The sequence below is a fragment of the Burkholderia theae genome, assembly GCF_048565265.1.
Taxonomy (GTDB): Bacteria; Pseudomonadota; Gammaproteobacteria; order Burkholderiales; family Burkholderiaceae; genus Burkholderia; species Burkholderia theae.
Genome location: NZ_CP183461.1, coordinates 2,043,285 through 2,059,848 on the forward strand (window position 1 = coordinate 2,043,285; position 16,564 = coordinate 2,059,848).

A 16,564-nucleotide genomic window follows, 5' to 3' on the forward strand; every position below is an offset into this window, starting at 1 on the left:
CCCGGCCCGGCTCGCGCCGGGCCGCCCACTGCATCAATTCAGATTGAACGAGAACGGCACCTGGACCCGCACCGACTGGCCCTGCGCGACACACTTGAACCGTTTCACGGTGTTGAACGCGGCGCGATCGAGGATCGGATCAGCGGACTGCGCCACCCGCTCGTTCGTGATGTTCCCTTCCGCATCCACGACGAATTCGATCGTCACGTCACCCGTGATGTTGTTTTCCTGCGCTTCCTTCGGGTACTGGATCGACGCGCGCAGCGAGTCCGAGTTCGGGCAGACGACACCGACGTCATGGCTGACCGGCTTGGCCGCCGGAGCGGGTGCCACGACCGGCGCCTGTACGGCCGGCGCGGAAGGGACGGGAGCCGCCTGGTGCGTGATCGTCGCCTGCGGCGGCGCCTGCACCGGCACTTCCGGCGGCGGCACGAACGGCGGCGGCGGCGGCGCGAATTTCGGCGGCGGGAGTTTGACCACGGGCATCGGCGGTGGCGGCGGCGGCTTGACCGGCTCGATGATGCGGGTTTCGATCGGATGCTGGATCACCTGCACGACTTTCGTCGCGAGGCCATTGAGCAATGCGTAGATCAGCACGACATGCAGCACCAGGACGATGCCGATGCCGCCGAACCGGCGCACCGGATTCTGCTGCTTCTTGCCGAACTCTCGCGGACGCCCCAGCATGGCCAGTCCGCTGTTCGATGTAGCCAGACGTTCTTCGACTTTCATGCCCACCTTCCATCCCCCAAGCGATTCGCCCAGTTTCGGATTGCTGCCGGCGGCGCAGCCAGGTCGGCATCGCCACCGCATCAATCCGAAAATTTCATTTCAAATTCAATTAGCAATCCGAATTGAAAGAATTACATTCGAATTCCAATTCATTCTTTTTCAAGGAATCGTTCCGGCAGGCGCGGCCCGGTGTCACACCGGAAATCCATGCACCCGCACGTTCAGGCAATTGTCAGCTGGCGGGCGCAACCTCGTATTTCGTATGACGATTCGCCGTTCGTTACACGGTGATGTCAATGGCGCCGTTCACTTGGGTGCAGACGATAGCAAGGAAAAAATTTTGCCGTCAAACTTTATTTGATGTCCGAATACAAAGTTTGGAGGGTTTATTCAAATAATATTCCAGTAAGAATAAATCAATCTTTTATTATTTAAACGGTAATCGTTTTGTATTGGTATATACGGAACCGGATATTAAGTTCTTCCAACATAGGCATCCGCGTATTTCCTGCGTCGCAGCAAAATGACCCGATTCGGAGGCGACCGGTCAGTTTCGCCCGTTCGCGTCGCCAACGCCGGCATCGATCGTCCGCCCCCCTGGCTACCTGCCCCAGACCGGCCTGCACCGCTTCCGCGACACGTCAAGAACGCGCATGGCTACCCAAACAATCAATACGGAATCCGATGCAAATACAAGACCCTCCTTCACCGCATGGGATCCATAAAAATTACTTCGCATATCGAATTAACTATCGTGCGTGAAAGCCGACGACGTGGCACACGACCCTGCCGCCCGCGCATCGGCGCACACGCGTGCGTACCGATGCGCGCCTCACCGCATGCGCCGCGTGCTCAGGAATGCATGCCCTGCATCTTGTGCGAGAAATGCGCGCGCTCGGCCGTCTCCATGAGCATCAGGAATTCGTCCTGCATCATGTGGATCAGCGCTTCGTGGTCGCCGGCCTCGAAATAGACTTCCGGCTGCTCCGCGAGACGTTCCTCGAGGAACGTCTTCATCCCGTACGCCATGCAGACCGGCGGCAGCGCGCCCATGTCGCAATCCTTGAACAGTTCGCGCAGCTCGACTTCCCGGGCGAGCACGAGATGGCGTCCCGTCTTCACCCAGAGGTCCGACAGGCGCACGGCGTGCGTCGTCGGCAACACGGCGGCGACGTAGCCCTCGTCGTCCTCGAGCAGCACGGTTTTCGCGAGACGATCGCCGGGAATATGCGCGGCGGCGGCCGTCTCCATGCTCGTATGGCTATAGGGGTGGTACACGACTTCGTACCGCGATGACTTCTGGCGCAGGCAATCCTGCAGGGTGGCAGATACAGGCATGGCACACCTCGTCTGGGCGAATCGGGCGAACGGAGTTCGCTCCGGATTTGTTCAGCATAGGTCGCATTCGGGCCAATGGAAATCGCCGCCTCGCCCCTCTGTCATTCCGGCGCCAGCTCCGGTTCCAACCCCTTTTCGCGCAGCCATTCGCGATTGAAAAGCCGCGCACGATAGATGTCGCCGCGATCGCACAGCAACGTCACGATCGTGTGCCCCGGGCCCATCCGGCGGGCCAGCCAGACCGCCGCCGCGACGTTGATGCCGCTCGATCCACCGACGTACAGCCCTTCTTCGCGCAGCAGCCGGTAGACCATCTTCACGCACAGCGCATCGTCGATCCGCACGGCGTCATCGATCTGCGTGTCGGCGAGATTCGCGGTGACGCGCGTCGAGCCGATGCCTTCGGTGATCGAGCTGCCTTCGGCGCTGAGATCGCCCGCTTTCACGTAACCGTAGAGTCCGCTGCCGCGGGGATCGGCCAGCACGATCCGGACCGCCGGATTCTGCTCCTTCAGGTAACGGCTCACGCCCGCCAGCGTGCCGCCCGTGCCGGTCGCGCAGACGAATGCATCGACCGTGCCCGCGGTGTCGCGCCAGATTTCCGGCCCGGTCGTCTCGTAGTGCGCCTGCCGGTTGACGACGTTGTCGAACTGGTTGGCCCATACCGCGTTGTCGAGTTCGTCCGCGAGCCGCCCGGCAATCTTCTGATAGTTGTTCGGATCACGGTACGGCGCCGCCGGGACCGGGCGTACGTCGGCGCCAAGCGTACGCAGGATCGCCATCTTGTCCGGCGATTGCGTGTCGGGAATCACGATCACGCAGCGATAACCGCGCGCCGCGCAGATATGCGCAAGACCGATCCCCGTGTTGCCGGCCGTGCCCTCGACGACGGTGCCGCCCGGCTTCAGCGCGCCACGCTGCTCGGCGTCGCGGATGATGTAAAGCGCCGCGCGATCCTTCACCGAGCCACCCGGATTCATGAATTCCGCCTTGCCCAGGATTTCGCAGCCCGTTTCCGCGCTGAGCTTCGCCAGCCGGATCAGCGGCGTGCGCCCCACGCAGTCCACGAAGCCCTGCCGCACGTCCATGGTCGCCTCCGTTGCGTTCGCGCTTGCGCGCCCTACACAACGAAGGATAGGACGCGCCCGCCGCTTTCGACGCCGGCAGCCGCGTACTAAGCTGGGAGAGTTCATTGCGGCACGCGCGCCGCATCGCCAGACGAGGTCCGCCATGCTGCAACTGCACACCATTGCCATCGATAAACCGGAGCCCGTGAATTTCATCCTCGGCCAGTCGCACTTCATCAAGTCCGTCGAGGACATCCACGAGACACTGGTCGGCACCGTGCCCGGCATCCGTTTCGGGCTCGCATTCTGCGAGGCCTCGGGCAAACGGCTCGTGCGCCGTTCGGGCACCGATGCGGAACTCGTCGAACTCGCGTGCCGCAACGCGCTGGCGATCGGCGCCGGTCACGCGTTCATCGTGTTCCTCGGCGACGGCTTCTATCCGGTCAACGTGCTCAATGCGATCAAGGCCGTGCCGGAGGTCTGCCGGATCTACTGCGCGACCGCGAACCCGACCGACGTGATCGTCGCGGAAACCGCGCAAGGACGCGGGATCGTCGGCGTCGTCGACGGCTTTCCGCCGCTCGGCGTCGAAAACGACGACGACGTGCGCTGGCGCAAGGATCTGCTGCGTACGATCGGATACAAGGCGTAGGCGCGGGCCGCCGCGGTAGACGGGGCGTCATCGCGTCGCTCGTGCGCGGGCCCGTCCTGCAGCCCTTCCAGGCTCACCTTGCCGCACAAGACGCCAGGGCCGATACATCGAACACGCGATGACGGCAGGAATTCCGGGGCGCAAACCAACCGGACCGTTAGTTGCATTTTTGAGAACGAGGATAAGCGGCCGCTGGCGCCGCGCTGCCACCGACCGGCTATCCTATACTGGCCGCAGCAGGCCAACCGACGGCCTCACCGACACACCGGCCACGGCCACCGACCCTTCCCGGAGCAACGCATGCATTACCAGTTGATCTACGAGCTCGTCGACGATTACCTGTCCCGGCGCGAACCGTTTCGCGCGCAGCACCTCGCGCTCGCGCAGGCCGCGACCGAGCGCGGCGAACTCATGCTCGCCGGCGCGCTGTCGGATCCGGCCGACCAGGCCGTGCTCGTGTTCGAAGGCGATTCGCCGGAAGCGGCCGAGTCGTTCGCGCGCGCCGATCCGTACGTGCAGAACGGTCTCGTGAAATCGTGGCGCGTACGTCCATGGCGCGTCGTGATCGGCAAGCACGCGCCGCGCTAGGCACGCGGCGCTACAGCCACCCTGCCCGCTTGAAACGCCACCACAGCCCGAGATCGGCTGCGAGCATCACCGCGATGCAGCCGTAGAAACCGTATTTCAGGTGCAGCTCGGGCATGTTCGCGAAGTTCATCCCGTAGATGCCGGCGATCATCGTCGGAATCGCGAACAGCGCGGCAAACGAGCCGAGCCGCTTGGTCACCTCGCTCTCGGCGAGCGAAATCATGCCGAGGTTGACCTGGATCGCCGTCACGACCATCTCGCGCCGCCCTTCGATCGTCTTCACGATCCGCTGCAGATGGTCGTACACATCGCGAAAATAAGCATCCATCCCGCTGCAGACCTGCGGCACGCGCCCGCCGGTGAGTTTCGCGAGCGGCTCGATCAGCGGCGCCGTGTGCTGATGCAGCATCACGAGCCGGCGCTTCAGCGAATAGAGATCCTCGATGATCGCGCGCGACGACGCCGGTGTCGCCTTCGTGAAGATGCGGTCCTCGAGTTCCTCGAGTTCGGCGCCGAGCGTTTCGAGGATCGGGAAATAACGGTCGACGACCTGGTCCATCAGCGCGTAGAACACGAACGCCGAGCCTTCCTGCAGCAGATGCGGCTCGCGCTCGCAGCGCTTGCGCACGTCGCGGAAATCCTGCTCGGTATGGTTGCGGATCGACAGCACATAGTTCGGGCCGACGAACACGTTCAGTTCGCCGACCTTGAGTTCGTCTTCTTCGTCGAGCTCGACCATATGCAGCACCGCGAACAGCGAATCGCCGTATTCCTCGATCTTCGGCCGCTGATGGCCCTTGCGGGCATCCTCGAGCGCGAGCTCGTGCAGCCCGAACTCCTCGCCCATCAGGTCGATTTCCTCGGGCGTCGGATCCTTCAGCGCCACCCACACGAAGCATTCGGGCTTCGACACGTAGTCGCTGATGGCGTCGATATCGATGTCGGCCAGCTTGCGGCCATCCTGGTATGCAGCACAGTTGATCAGCATGTTGTCCGTGACGTTGCGGTTTGCGCATCAGTTTACCGGTTTGCTGCGCGGGCGGCCCGGCTTGCGCGGCACGCCGATATTGGTCATGATCGGGCTGCGTGCGCCGCAGCGACGCACTTCGGCAAGCCCGCCGCACGGCCGTGCGGCCCCACCGTCAAGGAGACAGACCCATGTGGTATTTCTCGTGGATACTCGGCATCTGCGTGGCGCTCGGCTTCGGCATCATCAACGCGATGTGGCTGGAAGCGGAAGTGTTCTCGCGCGACGACAAGCGCGCTGACACGCGCGGCGACACGTCGGGCCAGAAGTTGGGGAGCCGGTATTCGTGACGCACCTGGTGTTCTTCTGCGGTCACGCCGGCACCGGCAAGACCACGCTCGCGAAGCGGCTCATCGGGCCGCTGATGCGCGCCACCGGCGAGGCCTTCTGCCTGCTCGACAAGGACACGCTGTACGGCCGCTACAGCTCGGCCGCGATGGGCGCGCTCACCGAGGATCCGAACGACCGCGACAGCCCGCTCTACCTGAAGCATCTGCGCGATCCCGAATACCACGGCCTGCTCGACACGGCCCGTGAAAATCTCGCGCTCGGCATCGGCGCGATCGTCGTCGGCCCGCTGTCGCGCGAAGTACGCGACCGGCGCATCCTCGACCGCGCGTGGCTCGGCATCGGGCCGGACGTCGCGCTGACGGTCGTCTGGGTCCACACGTCGGAAGACGTCGCGCACGCGCGGATCGTCGCGCGCGGCAACCCGAACGATGCGTACAAGCTCACGCACTGGGACGAATACCGGCAGCGCCGCTTCGTGCCGACCGGCCGCGAATGCGACGGCATCGTGATGTTCGACAACACCGCGCCGTCCGACAAGGACGTCGACGCGTTGCTGTACCGCATCGTGCCGCCCGCGCCCGCCGCGACGATCGTCCCGCCGCTGCCGGCCTGACCGGCACCGGCGCCCTTCCCGCTCCCGCAAAAAACAACGCCGGAAGCGCTGCTGCGCTCCCGGCGTCGTACGGCCCTCGTGCCTGAGGCGGGTGGTCAGGCCACCGCGTGCACGCGCTCCATCGTGCCGCCTTCGTACAGCTTGCCGAAGCGGTTCGACAGGAACGCCTTCAGCGATACCTTTTCCTGCGGGATGAAACCGCTCTGCGGCAGCTTCTTCTCGCGGAACAGATCCAGCACCGCGCACATCGCGCCGGCCGTCGTGATCTGGATCGCGCTCATGTGCATCCCGCACACGTCCTTCGCGAAGATCTTGCGCGTGAACACGTCCTGCACGAGCTGACCATCCTTCACGCCCGTCACCGTGACGAACACGAGCACGACGTCCTGCTTCGTCGACGGCACCGCGCGGCGCATGATCGACTTCAGCGTGTCGCGGTCGGTCGACAGGCGCAGGTCCTCGAGCAGGAACTGGACGAGTTCGCGGTGGCCCGGGTAGCGCACCGACTTGTAGTCGAGCGTCTCGACCTTGCCCGACAGCGTCTCGCACAGCGTGCCGAGGCCGCCCGACGTGTTGAACGCTTCGTATTCGGTGCCGTCGAGCGAGAAGTGCTCGAGGCCTTCGAGCGGCTGCACCCACTGCTTGCGGCCGTCGCGGATCGCTTCGCACGGCTGGCAGTATTCGTTGATCAGGCCGTCGACGCTCCACGTCAGGTTGTACTTCAGCGCGTTGGTCGGATACTCGGGCAGCGCGCCGACGCGCATCTTCACGTCGCGCACTTCGCTGAAGCCGTTCACCAGTTCGTGCGCGGCGATGCCGATGAAACCCGGCGCGAGGCCGCACTGCGGCATGAACGCACGGTCGGAGCCGTCGGCCAGTTCGCGGATCGCGTGGGTCGCGCGCACGTCTTCGGTCAGGTCGAAGTAATGGACGCCGGCAGCCTTCGCGGCGGCGGCAACGTTGACCGCGAGGTAATAAGGCAGCGCGTTGACGAGCGCATCGAAGCCCTTCACTGCTTCGCGAATCGCGTTCGCGTCGGCCGAATCGACCCGTTGCGTCGCGATGCCTTCGCGCGACAGCTTCGCGAGCGCATCCGCATCGCGGTCGAACGCGACGACTTCGTAGTCGCCCGTTTCGCGCAGCATGTGAGCAATGGTGTGGCCGATCAGACCTGCGCCGACGATGGCGATTTTCATGCGCTTATCTCCTGATGATGGGTTTGGTGTTGTGGACGGCGTTGAGCCATGAACACAGTGTAGAGACGCGCAAAATCAGTTCCAAGACGAAGAATGATGCGAAACGACCGATAATTTCGACGTTACGACGATATATTTCGTCGAAATGTCGAAACGATGCGATTTAGCCCGTTGCCGGCCGCGCTATGGCTGGCCTAAGTCTCCCGTTTCAGACTGCATGCCAACCACCCGCTCTCGAAGGAGACATCGCATGCAATCCCTGCCCGTCAAACGCGCATCGCACTGGCTGAACAAGGTGCCCGACGTCGCGCTGTCGTTCTGGATCATCAAGATCATGTCGACCACGGTCGGCGAAACCGGCGCGGACTTTCTCGCGGTCAACGCGGGCCTCGGCCAGACCTTCACGCGCATCGCGATGGCGTCGCTGCTCGCGATCGCGCTGTGGCTGCAATTGCGCACGCGCCGCTACGTACCGTGGATCTACTGGCTCACAGTGGTGCTGGTCAGCATCGTCGGCACGCAGATCACCGACCTGCTCACCGACGGCCTGAACGTGAGCCTGTATGCGAGCACCGCCGCATTTGCCGTCACACTCGCCGCGATCTTCTTCGTGTGGCATCGCATCGAAGGCACGCTGTCGATCGACACGATCGTCACGCCGCGGCGCGAGCTGTTCTACTGGGCCGCGATCCTCTGCACGTTCGCGCTCGGCACCGCCGCCGGCGATCTCGCGACCGAGGCACTCGGGCTCGGCTTCACGCTCGGCGCGCTGATCTTCGGCGGGTTGATCGCGGCCGTGTTCGTGATGTGGCGGCTCGGCGTCAATGCGGTCCTGGCGTTCTGGATCGCGTACATCCTGACGCGCCCGTTCGGCGCCTCGCTCGGCGACCTGCTCACGCAGGCCCGCGCATACGGCGGGCTCGGCTTCGGCGCCGCGTGGACGAGCCTGCTGTTCCTGACCGTGATCGTGCTGCTCGTCGCCGTCGCGCAATTCGGCAGCGGCCCGCACACGCGTGCCGGCGCCGCCGAATGACCCCCTTTCCTTTCCGTTCACCGCATCGAGGACACCCCATGCACCTCCGTTATTCCGTTTCCCGTCTCGCCGTTGCCACGGCCACGATAGCCCTGCTGAGCGCCGCCGCCGGCTGCTCGAAGCAGCAGGATGCGAATGCATCGACCTCGGTGCCGGCAGCGGCTGCGGCGTCGGCCGCGGCGGGCCACGCGTCGAAGCTCGGCGACCTGTCGCAGTTCCGCACGATCGCCGCCGACGTCAATACGCTCGTCGGCAAGGGCGACCTGCCCGGTGCGAAGACGCGCATCAAGGATCTCGAGATCGCGTGGGACGCGGCCGAGGCCGGCCTCAAGCCGCGCGCCGCCGCCGACTGGCACATGGTCGACCAGGAGATCGACCGCGCGCTCAGCGCGCTGCGCGCCGATCACCCGACCCAGGCCGATTCGGCCGCCGCGATGAAGAACTTGCTCGCGGCCCTCGACCGGTTCGGCAGCAAATAACCGTGGCGCCGGGCGCGCGGTACGTGACGCGCGCCCGGGAATCGCATACGCTGGCGGCGTTTGCGCGGCACGGAGAATACGTATGCGAATACTGCTCGTCGAAGACGACCCGATGATCGGCGAGGCAGTCCATGCCGCGCTGAAGGACGCGTCGTACGCCACCGACTGGGTCACCGACGGCGCCCACGCGTTGACCGCGTTCGCGGCCCAGCCCTACGACCTGATCCTGCTCGACCTCGGCCTGCCCGGCCGCGACGGGCTCGACGTGCTGGCCGGCATACGCGCGAAGGACGCCAGCGCGCCGCTGCTCATCGTCACCGCGCGTGACGGGCTCGACGACCGCCTGCGCGGCCTCGACGGCGGCGCCGACGACTACATCGTGAAGCCGTTCGAGATGGCCGAACTGCTCGCGCGGATTCGCGTCGCGATCCGGCGTCGTGCCGGTTCGGCCGCGCCGCTGCTGAGCAACGGCATCGTGTCGCTCGATCCGGCGACGCGCGAGGCCGCCGTCGACGGGCACGCGCCGGTCCCGCTGTCGAATCGCGAGTTCTCGCTGCTGCGCGCGCTGCTGGTGCGCCCCGGCGCGATCCTGTCGCGCCGCGAGCTCGAGGATCGCCTGTACGGCTGGGGAGAGGAAGTCGAAAGCAACGCGGTCGAATTCCTGATCCATTCGCTGCGCCGCAAGCTCGGCAGCACCGTGATCAAGAACGTCAGGGGTGTGGGATGGATGGTTTCAAGAAGCGCCTGAGCGAGTCGATCGGGTTCCGGCTGTCGGTCGTGCTGTCTGCCGTGATCCTGGTCGTCGCGACGGCCGCGGCCGCGTTCGCGTTTTCATCGGCATTCGACGAAGCGCACGAACTGCAGGACGACGTGCTGCGCGAGGTCGCGACGCTGCTCGACCATCAGCGCGCGCCGTCGCCCCATGCCGCCGGCGCGGGGCCCGCGCGCGAAAGCGACGAACTGTCGCGCGTGATCGTGCAGCCGCTCGGCGGCACGCTGCAGCCGGGCACCGACGGCGCGCCGCCGCTCGCGTTGCCGCCGACGCTCGCCGACGGACTGCATACGGTCGAGGCCGGCGGCAACGCGTATCGCGTGATGGTCCGTACCTTCGCGAACGGCGAACGCATTGCGGTCGCGCAGAACGCCGGCATGCGCGACGACGTCGCGCGCGAAAGTGCGTGGCGCACCGCGCTGCCGCTGCTGCTCCTCGTGCCGATCCTGCTGCTGCTCGTCGCCGATCTCGTGCGCAAGCTGCTGCGTCCGGTGGCCGCGCTGTCCGCCGGCATCGACGCGCGCGACGAGCACGACCTGCGCCCGGTGCCGGCCGATCGCGTGCCGGTCGAGGTGCGGCCGTTCGTCGTCGCGATCAACCGGATGCTGGCGCGCGTCGCGCAATCGGTCGACGCGCAGCGTCGTTTCGTCGCCGACGCCGCGCACGAGTTGCGCTCGCCGCTGACGGCGATGTCGCTGCAGGCCGAACGCCTGGCCGACACCGATCTGCCCGACGATGCGCGTGCTCGACTCGCCGCGCTGCGCGGCGGGCTCGAACGCAGCCGCCACCTGATCGGGCAACTCCTCGCGCTCGCGCGTGCGCAAAGCGCGCCGGCCGCGCCGCCCGGCGCCGTATCGGTCCATGCGATCTATCGTCGCGTGCTGGAAGACCTGATGCCGCTGGCCGACGCGAAGTCGCTCGACATCGGCGTCGAGGACGGCCCGGACACCCGCGTGCCGGTCGACGAGCTCGAACTCACGTCGCTGGTGATGAATCTGGTCGACAACGCGATCCGCTATACGCCGTCCGGCGGACGCGTGGACCTGTCGACGCAACGGACCGACACGCACGCGTGCGTGACGATCGCCGACACCGGGCCGGGGATCGCGCCGAACGAACGCGAGCGCGTGTTCGATCCGTTCTATCGGGTGCCCGGCAACGTGCAGATCGGCTCCGGGCTCGGCCTGTCGATCGTGAAGATCCTCGCGGACCGGATGGGTGCCGGCATCACGCTCGCGTATGCGGACGAACGGGAATCGCGCGGGTTGCGCGTATCGGTGCGGATCCCGCTCGTGCGGCCGCCGGGCACGGTGCAGCCCGACCGATAGCCGGACCGATGCGCCGACGCAGGACGCGCGGCGCACGCGGGCCTTGAGCGTCTCAGCCGCCGATCGTCCCGCGATCGATCTTGCGCGACAGAATGATCGACGTCGTCGTGCGCTCGACGCCTTCGAGCGTGCCGATCTGGTCGAGCAGGTCGTTGAGCCGTTCGGGCGAATCGGCGCGTAGCCACGCGACGTAGTCGTACTCGCCGCTCACCGCGCACAGCAGTTGCACTTCGGGCATCCGGTCGAGCTTGCGCAACACGTCCTTGCCGAACTTCGGCGTGAGGATGATGCCGACATACGCGTAGATGCTCGCATCGAGCACGTCCTGCCCGAGCCGGACGCTGTAGCCGGCGATCACGTTGGTGCGTTCGAGCCGCGCGATGCGTGCAACGACCGTCGTGCGCGCGACGTCGAGCTGGCGTGCGAGATCCGCGACGCTTGCGCGCGCATCGGCTTGCAGCAGCGCGACGAGTTGCCGGTCGAGATCGTCGAGTTGATCGAGGCGGGGTGGACGCATGAGGCTGGGCCGGTGCGCGACGCGCCGGCTGAGTGAAAGGTGACGCGATGATAGCGCCGAACGCCGGCATGCCCAAACGGCATCGCCCGGCGCCGATTCGAACCTTTCAATTTCGATTCGTATCGGATGTAAGCAAGTGTCGCATTCACTGCCGCACCGCACGCAACGTGCTACTAATAGCATGCGACGCGAGATATGCGCTTGCGGCAGTTGCCGCCGCGCCCGCTCGCAAGACACCACCCCGGAGAGCCAACCATGAAGAAAATCTCGCTCACCCTCGCTACGCTCGTCGTTGCAGCCAGTGCGTTCGCACAAACCCCGGCGCAGCCGCAAGCGGGCGCCCCGGCGATGGCGCCCGCGGCTTCGGCCCCGAGCGCCGAGCAGCGCGCCGCACGCCACGAAGCGCGCGTCGAGCAGCGCATCAAGTATCTGCACGACCAGTTGAAGATCACGTCGGCGCAGGAACCGCAATGGAAGACCTTCGCCGACACGATGCGCGACAACGGCGACACGATGGGCCGCCTCTATCGTGATCGGATGGCCAAGCACGACGTATCGGCGCTCGACGACATGAAGCAGTATGCGGAGCTGTCGCAGGCGAACGCCGACGGCGCGAAGAAGCTCGCCGACGCCTTCGCGCCGCTCTACGAGAGCTTCCCGGCCGAGCAGAAAGCGCTCGCCGACACGACGTTCCGCAGCTGGCTGAATCACGGCGGCGAACACCGCGGCAAGGGCAAGGCGAAGGGCAAGGAAGGCAAGGCGGCAGCCGCGCCGGCCGCAAGCGCACCCGCCCAGCCCTGACGCCCTCCCCGCCGGCGCCGCGCTGCCCGTCCGGGCCGAACGGCGCCGCGCCCGCGACAGGCGATCGGCGCGTCACACGGCGCGCCGAATTCGGGATAAGCTCCCGGCTTTTCCCGCACTTCCTCGCCATGCTCGAACTCAAGCACATCGATCTGCGTACCGACCCGCAGGCCCGTCAAGTCGTCAAGGACGAAACCGTCGCGGTTTCATTCGCGGACGCCGACGGCGAACTGATGAGCCTCGAAGGCCCGAACCGCTATGCCGCGGGCGACGCGCTGATCACGGGCTCGACCGGCGACCGCTGGGTCGTGTCGCGCGCGCGTTTCGACGCCAAATACCTGCCCGCCGATCCGGCACTCGCGCACGGCGCCCCGGGCGCATACCGGAACCGGCCGGCCGTCGTGCTCGCCCGCCGAATGGACGAGCCGTTTACGATCGCCCGCTCGGAAAACGGCGACACGCTGCGCGGCGTCGCCGGCGACTGGGTGATGCAGTACGCGCCCGGCGACTACGGCGTCGTGCAGGCGCAGCGCTTCGCGCAGGTCTACCGCGACGCGTAATGCCGCGCGCCGGCATCGCGCCGGCGCGAACGCTCACGCAAAGTCTTCGTCCAGTTCGAGTTCCGCGTTGCGCTCGACGGCCTCACCGGCCGCGTGGCGCTCCTCGAGCGACCCGAGCATCGCTTCCGTATACGCATGCAGTACCGCATGGCTGCGCGCACGCTGCATCGGCTTGAGCGCGAGATAACGCGCGAGCGCGGCCGGCACGACGCGGATATCGAGCGTCATCCGCTTCGGCGTCGCGCCGAAACGCATCGCGAGCCAGTGCACGGACAGGAACCGCCCGCGCTCGTCGCTGCTTTCCGCGAAGCGCGTCTGCTCCGGAAAGAGATCGCAGATCACGCGCGCGAGCGCGTCGAATTCCGCGCTCTGGCATTCGATCAGATAGTCGTCCATCCCGTCTCTCCCGTCAGGCAGCCGTACGCGACGGCCGGCACGTCTTGACCATCACGACGACCAGGATCGCGGCCAGCACGAAATACGCGCCCTCGACCCATGCGGCCGGCAGCACACGCACCTGGTACAGCAGCGCCGGCGCCGCCGCGAGTGCATGCAGCACGATCGCGAGCGGCAACACGCCCGCGCGGCCGGCGCGCACGCCGCGCCATACCAGCACCGACAGCGCAAGCTGCAGCACGAATGCCGCGCAGCGTTCGAGCAGCAACAGCAGCATCGACTGCGCCGACAGCGTTGCCAGCATCACGTGCAGCCGCACGACGGTATCGCCCGGCAGGTCGGACAGTTGCGTCTCGAGCTGGCCGCGGCTCGCCAGCCACGCGAGATACGACCACTGGCCCCACACGAGCACGCCGACGAACCACGCTTCGGCGCCGCCGTGACCGATCCCGTAGCCGATCGCGCGACCGTCGCCGGCCGACGCGCCGTAGCGCCGGTTCAGGAAGCGCATCCCGAGATAACGGCCGACTTCCTCGAACACCGCGGTCGCGAGCGCGCTGTACGCGACGAACGCGAGCGGCTGCGTCAGCCAGCCACCCGCCGGCGTCTGGCTCAGCACGAGCCCGTGGAACGCGCGTTCGAGGATCATCGCAAACAGCGTGAAGACGGCGACGCCGACGATCGTGTCGCGACGATTGAGCGCAAGCGGCTTGCGCAGGATACGGTAGAGGACGAGCGGCAGCAGCGCGATGATCAACGTGGCGGCGATCAGCACCGCCAGCGTGACGGGAGCGACAATCATGTAATTCCTTGTTCGGGGCAGCGCACCTGGCGCGCTGCGTGCCCGAATGATACTCAGCTTGCGGTCGACGCGCGCGCAATCAGCTCGCCCGGCAGCATCGCGACGCGCACGTCGCCCGCCGCGCCGTCGATCCGCTCGTGCACGAATTCGACGGCCTTGTAGCCGATTTCGTAGGTCGGCTGACGGATCGTCGTGATGCCGATCAGCTCGGCCCATTCCGGATCGTCGATCGACAGCAGTGCCGCCTTCTGCTGCCACGCGGCGCCGAACCGCGCGCGCAGGTGGCGCGCGATCGCCAGCGCGACCGGCGCGTTCGCGGCGAACAGTGCCGCGCGCACGCCGCGCCGTGCCGCGTCGTCGATCCGGGCATCGACGTCGGCGAGCGCCGCGGCGACGGCGTCGGGTTCGTTCAGGTCGAGCACGATCGTCGACGGCACCGTCAGCCCGCGCGCATCCAGCGCCGCGCGGAACGCGGCCTCGCGCACGCGCCGCGAGCTGACGCGCTCGAACGGCTGCACGACGAAATGGATCGCGTCGAAGCCGTGTTCGACCAGGTGCGCGAGCGCCATCTCGATTGCGTCGGCGTTGTCGAGGCCGATCAAGTCGGCCTCGAACCCCTCGACGGTCCGGTCGACGAGCACGGCCGGGATGCCGGCGCCGCGCAACGGGCGCAGCACGTCCTCGTCGGCGCCGAGCGCGTTGACGATCAGCCCTTCGACGCGGTAGGTCGTGAGCAGCTGCAGGAAGCGGCGCTCCATCTCGACCTCGTTCGCCGCGTGACAGATGAGCGGCATGTAGCCGAGCGCGTGGCACGCGGCCTCGACGCCCTGCAGCACTTCGACGGTGTAAGGATTGGTCAGGTCGGCCGCCAGCATGCCGAGCAGCCGGTTGCGGCCACGCTTGAGCCCGCGCGCCATCTGGTTCGGGCGGTAGTTGAGCCGCGCGATCGCCGCTTCGATCCGCTGGCGCAGATCGATGGACAGCACATGCGTCTCGCCGTTCAGGAAGCGCGAAACGCTGGTCTTGCCCGTGCCGGCCTCGCGCGCGACGTCGCTGATCGTCGCCGGACGCGTCGTGGAAGGTTGCGAATCGGTCACTGTCGTGCCTCGCGACGTACGATCCGCGCCGCTTCGTGAGCAGACGGACCTTTGTTGTTGGAAACGTAAGCCACCCGGCGGACTCTCCTGTCGATCAGCGTTGGCGCCTTAGCGCTTGCACTGGTAGCAGTCGGCCGCACCGGACCTGGCGCGGATGCCCGTCGCCGAACGCAGCCGGCAGCGTTGCCGGACCATCGATACGACGAGCGGGCGATCATAACGCAGCCAGCCCTCCGGCACCAAGACCATCGACTCTAACGGCGCCGGCACCCCGCCCGCCGGTCGTCGGCCGGTTGCCCGCCGCGGCTCAGGCCCGCGCGAGCGCGTCCGGATTGACGAGATTCGTGCGCAGCGTGCCGGCCAGCGCGCCGATCAGGTTTTCCGCGGCGCAACGCGCCATCGCGTGGCGCGTCTCGTGCGTCGCCGAGCCGATATGCGGCAGCGCGACGACGTTCTTCATCTGCAGCAGCGGCGAATCCACCGGCAGCGGCTCCTTCTCGAACACGTCGAGCCCCGCGCCGCGGATCGTGCCCGCGCGCAACGCGTCGATCAGCGCGGCTTCGTCGACGACCGGCCCGCGCGATGCGTTGATCAGGATCGCACCGCGCTTCATCTTCGCGAATTCCGGCGCGCCGATCAGATGATGGGTTTCCGGCGACAGCGGCACCTGCACGCACACGAAATCCGACTGCGCGAGTAATTCGTCGAGCGTCACGCGCCGCGCGCCGTACTGCGTCTCGGCTTCGGCATGCGCGGACCGGTTCGCGTACAGCACCTGCATCCGGAAGCCGAGCGCCGCGCGGCGCGCGACCGCGCCGCCGATGCGCCCGAGCCCGATAATGCCGAGCGTCTTGCCCTGCACGTCGGTGCCGTACAGATCGGGACCGATGCTGCGGTGCCAGTGGCCGGCCTTCACCCACTCGGCCAGCTCGACCACGCGCCGCGCGGACGCGAGGATCAGCGAAAACACCGTATCGGCGGTCGATTCGGTCAGCACGTCCGGCGTATGCGCGAGCACGATGCCGCGCCGCGTGAGATCCGCGACGTCGAAGTTGTCGTAGCCGACCGAGATCGTCGACCAGGCCTTCAGCCGCGGCGCACCGTCGAGCATCTGCGACGTGACCTTCAGGCTCGCGCCGATCGCGCCGTCCGCGTTGCCGAGCGCATCGGCGAGCGCGTCGGCGCCGTCGGCCTGCACGACGTCCGCATGCTCGCGCAGGTACGCGAGAACGTCATCGGGCAGCGGCTTGTACGCGACGATACGAGGCTTCATTG

21 protein-coding genes are annotated in these 16,564 nt (G+C 66.7%); 11 read left to right on the forward strand and 10 right to left on the reverse strand.

What is annotated here, in order from left to right; translation table 11 throughout:
* Positions 1 to 33: 33 nt before the first annotated feature.
* Positions 34 to 732 (reverse strand): energy transducer TonB, encoded by a 699-nt coding sequence (locus tag ACN22W_RS09645; RefSeq protein ID WP_129514638.1) that lies wholly within the window; start codon positions 730 to 732, stop codon positions 34 to 36.
* Here ACN22W_RS09645 and ACN22W_RS09650 point away from each other — a divergent pair.
* Complete coding sequence (locus ACN22W_RS09650) at positions 686 to 1,093, forward strand: hypothetical protein (RefSeq protein WP_164991955.1); 408 nt, start codon at positions 686 to 688, stop codon at positions 1,091 to 1,093. The two genes, ACN22W_RS09645 and ACN22W_RS09650, sit on opposite strands and share 47 nt — an antisense overlap.
* Positions 1,094 to 1,584: 491 nt before the next feature.
* Here ACN22W_RS09650 and ACN22W_RS09655 read toward each other — a convergent pair whose 3' ends face one another.
* Both ACN22W_RS09655 and ACN22W_RS09660 read right to left on the reverse strand, forming a co-directional pair.
* Positions 1,585 to 2,070 carry an aminoacyl-tRNA deacylase gene (locus tag ACN22W_RS09655; RefSeq protein ID WP_048250969.1) on the reverse strand — a complete coding sequence of 162 codons (486 nt, stop codon included), beginning with the start codon at positions 2,068 to 2,070 and terminating at the stop codon, positions 1,585 to 1,587.
* Positions 2,071 to 2,171: 101 nt separating this feature from the next.
* Entirely contained in the window at positions 2,172 to 3,158 is a 987-nt protein-coding gene (locus ACN22W_RS09660; protein WP_419687401.1) for a cysteine synthase A, read from the reverse strand.
* Between the two features lie 142 nt (positions 3,159 to 3,300).
* Between ACN22W_RS09660 and ACN22W_RS09665 the strand changes: the two genes are divergently transcribed.
* A complete protein-coding gene (locus ACN22W_RS09665) occupies positions 3,301 to 3,789 on the forward strand; it encodes an adenosine-specific kinase (RefSeq protein WP_129514641.1) in 489 nt (162 codons plus the stop codon).
* A 300-nt stretch (positions 3,790 to 4,089) separates the two neighbouring features.
* Positions 4,090 to 4,377, forward strand: coding sequence for a YciI-like protein (locus ACN22W_RS09670; protein ID WP_129514642.1), 288 nt, complete (start codon positions 4,090 to 4,092; stop codon positions 4,375 to 4,377).
* A 10-nt stretch (positions 4,378 to 4,387) separates the two neighbouring features.
* On the opposite strand, the gene corA is transcribed toward ACN22W_RS09670, so the two are convergent.
* On the reverse strand, positions 4,388 to 5,365 hold the full coding sequence (corA, locus tag ACN22W_RS09675) for a magnesium/cobalt transporter CorA (protein ID WP_419683831.1): 978 nt from the start codon (positions 5,363 to 5,365) through the stop codon (positions 4,388 to 4,390).
* Positions 5,366 to 5,535: 170 nt separating this feature from the next.
* Here corA and cydX point away from each other — a divergent pair, with 170 nt between their 5' ends.
* Positions 5,536 to 5,694, forward strand: coding sequence for a cytochrome bd-I oxidase subunit CydX (gene cydX / locus ACN22W_RS09680; RefSeq protein ID WP_419683833.1), 159 nt, complete (start codon positions 5,536 to 5,538; stop codon positions 5,692 to 5,694).
* Complete coding sequence (locus tag ACN22W_RS09685) at positions 5,691 to 6,308, forward strand: AAA family ATPase (protein ID WP_193098433.1); 618 nt, start codon at positions 5,691 to 5,693, stop codon at positions 6,306 to 6,308. Before cydX ends, ACN22W_RS09685 begins: the two co-directional genes overlap by 4 nt.
* Positions 6,309 to 6,403: 95 nt before the next feature.
* Here ACN22W_RS09685 and ACN22W_RS09690 read toward each other — a convergent pair whose 3' ends face one another.
* The gene (locus ACN22W_RS09690; protein ID WP_034181371.1) at positions 6,404 to 7,504 is read right to left on the reverse strand and encodes a saccharopine dehydrogenase family protein; all 1,101 of its coding nucleotides are present in this window, start codon (positions 7,502 to 7,504) and stop codon (positions 6,404 to 6,406) included.
* 250 nt (positions 7,505 to 7,754) lie between these two features.
* Here ACN22W_RS09690 and ACN22W_RS09695 point away from each other — a divergent pair, with 250 nt between their 5' ends.
* From ACN22W_RS09695 to ACN22W_RS09710, 4 genes are all read left to right on the forward strand, one after another.
* On the forward strand, positions 7,755 to 8,537 hold the full coding sequence (locus tag ACN22W_RS09695; protein WP_419683838.1) for a hypothetical protein: 783 nt from the start codon (positions 7,755 to 7,757) through the stop codon (positions 8,535 to 8,537).
* A gap of 38 nt (positions 8,538 to 8,575) precedes the next feature.
* Positions 8,576 to 9,016 (forward strand): hypothetical protein, encoded by a 441-nt coding sequence (locus ACN22W_RS09700; protein WP_419683840.1) that lies wholly within the window; start codon positions 8,576 to 8,578, stop codon positions 9,014 to 9,016.
* Positions 9,017 to 9,098: 82 nt separating this feature from the next.
* Positions 9,099 to 9,764 (forward strand): response regulator transcription factor, encoded by a 666-nt coding sequence (locus tag ACN22W_RS09705; protein ID WP_193098436.1) that lies wholly within the window; start codon positions 9,099 to 9,101, stop codon positions 9,762 to 9,764.
* A complete protein-coding gene (locus ACN22W_RS09710) occupies positions 9,740 to 11,116 on the forward strand; it encodes a sensor histidine kinase (RefSeq protein WP_419683842.1) in 1,377 nt (458 codons plus the stop codon). The genes ACN22W_RS09705 and ACN22W_RS09710 overlap by 25 nt, the downstream gene beginning before the upstream one ends.
* A 52-nt stretch (positions 11,117 to 11,168) precedes the next feature.
* Here ACN22W_RS09710 and ACN22W_RS09715 read toward each other — a convergent pair whose 3' ends face one another.
* On the reverse strand, positions 11,169 to 11,633 hold the full coding sequence (locus ACN22W_RS09715) for an Lrp/AsnC family transcriptional regulator (RefSeq protein WP_006481526.1): 465 nt from the start codon (positions 11,631 to 11,633) through the stop codon (positions 11,169 to 11,171).
* Positions 11,634 to 11,888: 255 nt separating this feature from the next.
* Between ACN22W_RS09715 and ACN22W_RS09720 the strand changes: the two genes are divergently transcribed.
* A complete protein-coding gene (locus tag ACN22W_RS09720) occupies positions 11,889 to 12,434 on the forward strand; it encodes a Spy/CpxP family protein refolding chaperone (RefSeq protein WP_419683858.1) in 546 nt (181 codons plus the stop codon).
* Positions 12,435 to 12,562: 128 nt separating this feature from the next.
* Entirely contained in the window at positions 12,563 to 12,994 is a 432-nt protein-coding gene (locus ACN22W_RS09725) for a PGDYG domain-containing protein (protein WP_193098439.1), read from the forward strand.
* Between the two features lie 33 nt (positions 12,995 to 13,027).
* Here ACN22W_RS09725 and ACN22W_RS09730 read toward each other — a convergent pair whose 3' ends face one another.
* The 4 genes from ACN22W_RS09730 to ACN22W_RS09745 all read right to left on the reverse strand — a co-directional run bounded on the left by ACN22W_RS09730 (position 13,028) and on the right by ACN22W_RS09745 (position 16,562).
* The gene (locus ACN22W_RS09730; RefSeq protein ID WP_048250956.1) at positions 13,028 to 13,390 is read right to left on the reverse strand and encodes a DUF3022 domain-containing protein; all 363 of its coding nucleotides are present in this window, start codon (positions 13,388 to 13,390) and stop codon (positions 13,028 to 13,030) included.
* A gap of 13 nt (positions 13,391 to 13,403) precedes the next feature.
* Positions 13,404 to 14,192 carry a YhfC family intramembrane metalloprotease gene (locus ACN22W_RS09735; RefSeq protein WP_129514651.1) on the reverse strand — a complete coding sequence of 263 codons (789 nt, stop codon included), beginning with the start codon at positions 14,190 to 14,192 and terminating at the stop codon, positions 13,404 to 13,406.
* Between the two features lie 53 nt (positions 14,193 to 14,245).
* Positions 14,246 to 15,289 (reverse strand): LacI family DNA-binding transcriptional regulator, encoded by a 1,044-nt coding sequence (locus ACN22W_RS09740; protein ID WP_419683861.1) that lies wholly within the window; start codon positions 15,287 to 15,289, stop codon positions 14,246 to 14,248.
* Positions 15,290 to 15,596: 307 nt separating this feature from the next.
* On the reverse strand, positions 15,597 to 16,562 hold the full coding sequence (locus ACN22W_RS09745) for an NAD(P)-dependent oxidoreductase (protein ID WP_419683863.1): 966 nt from the start codon (positions 16,560 to 16,562) through the stop codon (positions 15,597 to 15,599).
* Positions 16,563 to 16,564: the final 2 nt, after the last annotated feature.

What these genes read in the sequence shown, in the direction of transcription:
- ACN22W_RS09650 (WP_164991955.1), top strand. Translation starts at nt 686, where the DNA reads ATGGCCAGTCCGCTGTTCGATGTAGCCAGACGTTCTTCGACTTTCATG.
- ACN22W_RS09645 (WP_129514638.1), bottom strand. Translation starts at nt 732, where the DNA reads ATGAAAGTCGAAGAACGTCTGGCTACATCGAACAGCGGACTGGCCATG.
- ACN22W_RS09655 (WP_048250969.1), bottom strand. Translation starts at nt 2,070, where the DNA reads ATGCCTGTATCTGCCACCCTGCAGGATTGCCTGCGCCAGAAGTCATCG.
- ACN22W_RS09660 (WP_419687401.1), bottom strand. Translation starts at nt 3,158, where the DNA reads ATGGACGTGCGGCAGGGCTTCGTGGACTGCGTGGGGCGCACGCCGCTG.
- ACN22W_RS09665 (WP_129514641.1), top strand. Translation starts at nt 3,301, where the DNA reads ATGCTGCAACTGCACACCATTGCCATCGATAAACCGGAGCCCGTGAAT.
- ACN22W_RS09670 (WP_129514642.1), top strand. Translation starts at nt 4,090, where the DNA reads ATGCATTACCAGTTGATCTACGAGCTCGTCGACGATTACCTGTCCCGG.
- corA (WP_419683831.1), bottom strand. Translation starts at nt 5,365, where the DNA reads ATGCTGATCAACTGTGCTGCATACCAGGATGGCCGCAAGCTGGCCGAC.
- cydX (WP_419683833.1), top strand. Translation starts at nt 5,536, where the DNA reads ATGTGGTATTTCTCGTGGATACTCGGCATCTGCGTGGCGCTCGGCTTC.
- ACN22W_RS09690 (WP_034181371.1), bottom strand. Translation starts at nt 7,504, where the DNA reads ATGAAAATCGCCATCGTCGGCGCAGGTCTGATCGGCCACACCATTGCT.
- ACN22W_RS09695 (WP_419683838.1), top strand. Translation starts at nt 7,755, where the DNA reads ATGCAATCCCTGCCCGTCAAACGCGCATCGCACTGGCTGAACAAGGTG.
- ACN22W_RS09700 (WP_419683840.1), top strand. Translation starts at nt 8,576, where the DNA reads ATGCACCTCCGTTATTCCGTTTCCCGTCTCGCCGTTGCCACGGCCACG.
- ACN22W_RS09705 (WP_193098436.1), top strand. Translation starts at nt 9,099, where the DNA reads ATGCGAATACTGCTCGTCGAAGACGACCCGATGATCGGCGAGGCAGTC.
- ACN22W_RS09710 (WP_419683842.1), top strand. Translation starts at nt 9,740, where the DNA reads ATGGATGGTTTCAAGAAGCGCCTGAGCGAGTCGATCGGGTTCCGGCTG.
- ACN22W_RS09715 (WP_006481526.1), bottom strand. Translation starts at nt 11,633, where the DNA reads ATGCGTCCACCCCGCCTCGATCAACTCGACGATCTCGACCGGCAACTC.
- ACN22W_RS09720 (WP_419683858.1), top strand. Translation starts at nt 11,889, where the DNA reads ATGAAGAAAATCTCGCTCACCCTCGCTACGCTCGTCGTTGCAGCCAGT.
- ACN22W_RS09725 (WP_193098439.1), top strand. Translation starts at nt 12,563, where the DNA reads ATGCTCGAACTCAAGCACATCGATCTGCGTACCGACCCGCAGGCCCGT.
- ACN22W_RS09730 (WP_048250956.1), bottom strand. Translation starts at nt 13,390, where the DNA reads ATGGACGACTATCTGATCGAATGCCAGAGCGCGGAATTCGACGCGCTC.
- ACN22W_RS09735 (WP_129514651.1), bottom strand. Translation starts at nt 14,192, where the DNA reads ATGATTGTCGCTCCCGTCACGCTGGCGGTGCTGATCGCCGCCACGTTG.
- ACN22W_RS09745 (WP_419683863.1), bottom strand. Translation starts at nt 16,562, where the DNA reads ATGAAGCCTCGTATCGTCGCGTACAAGCCGCTGCCCGATGACGTTCTC.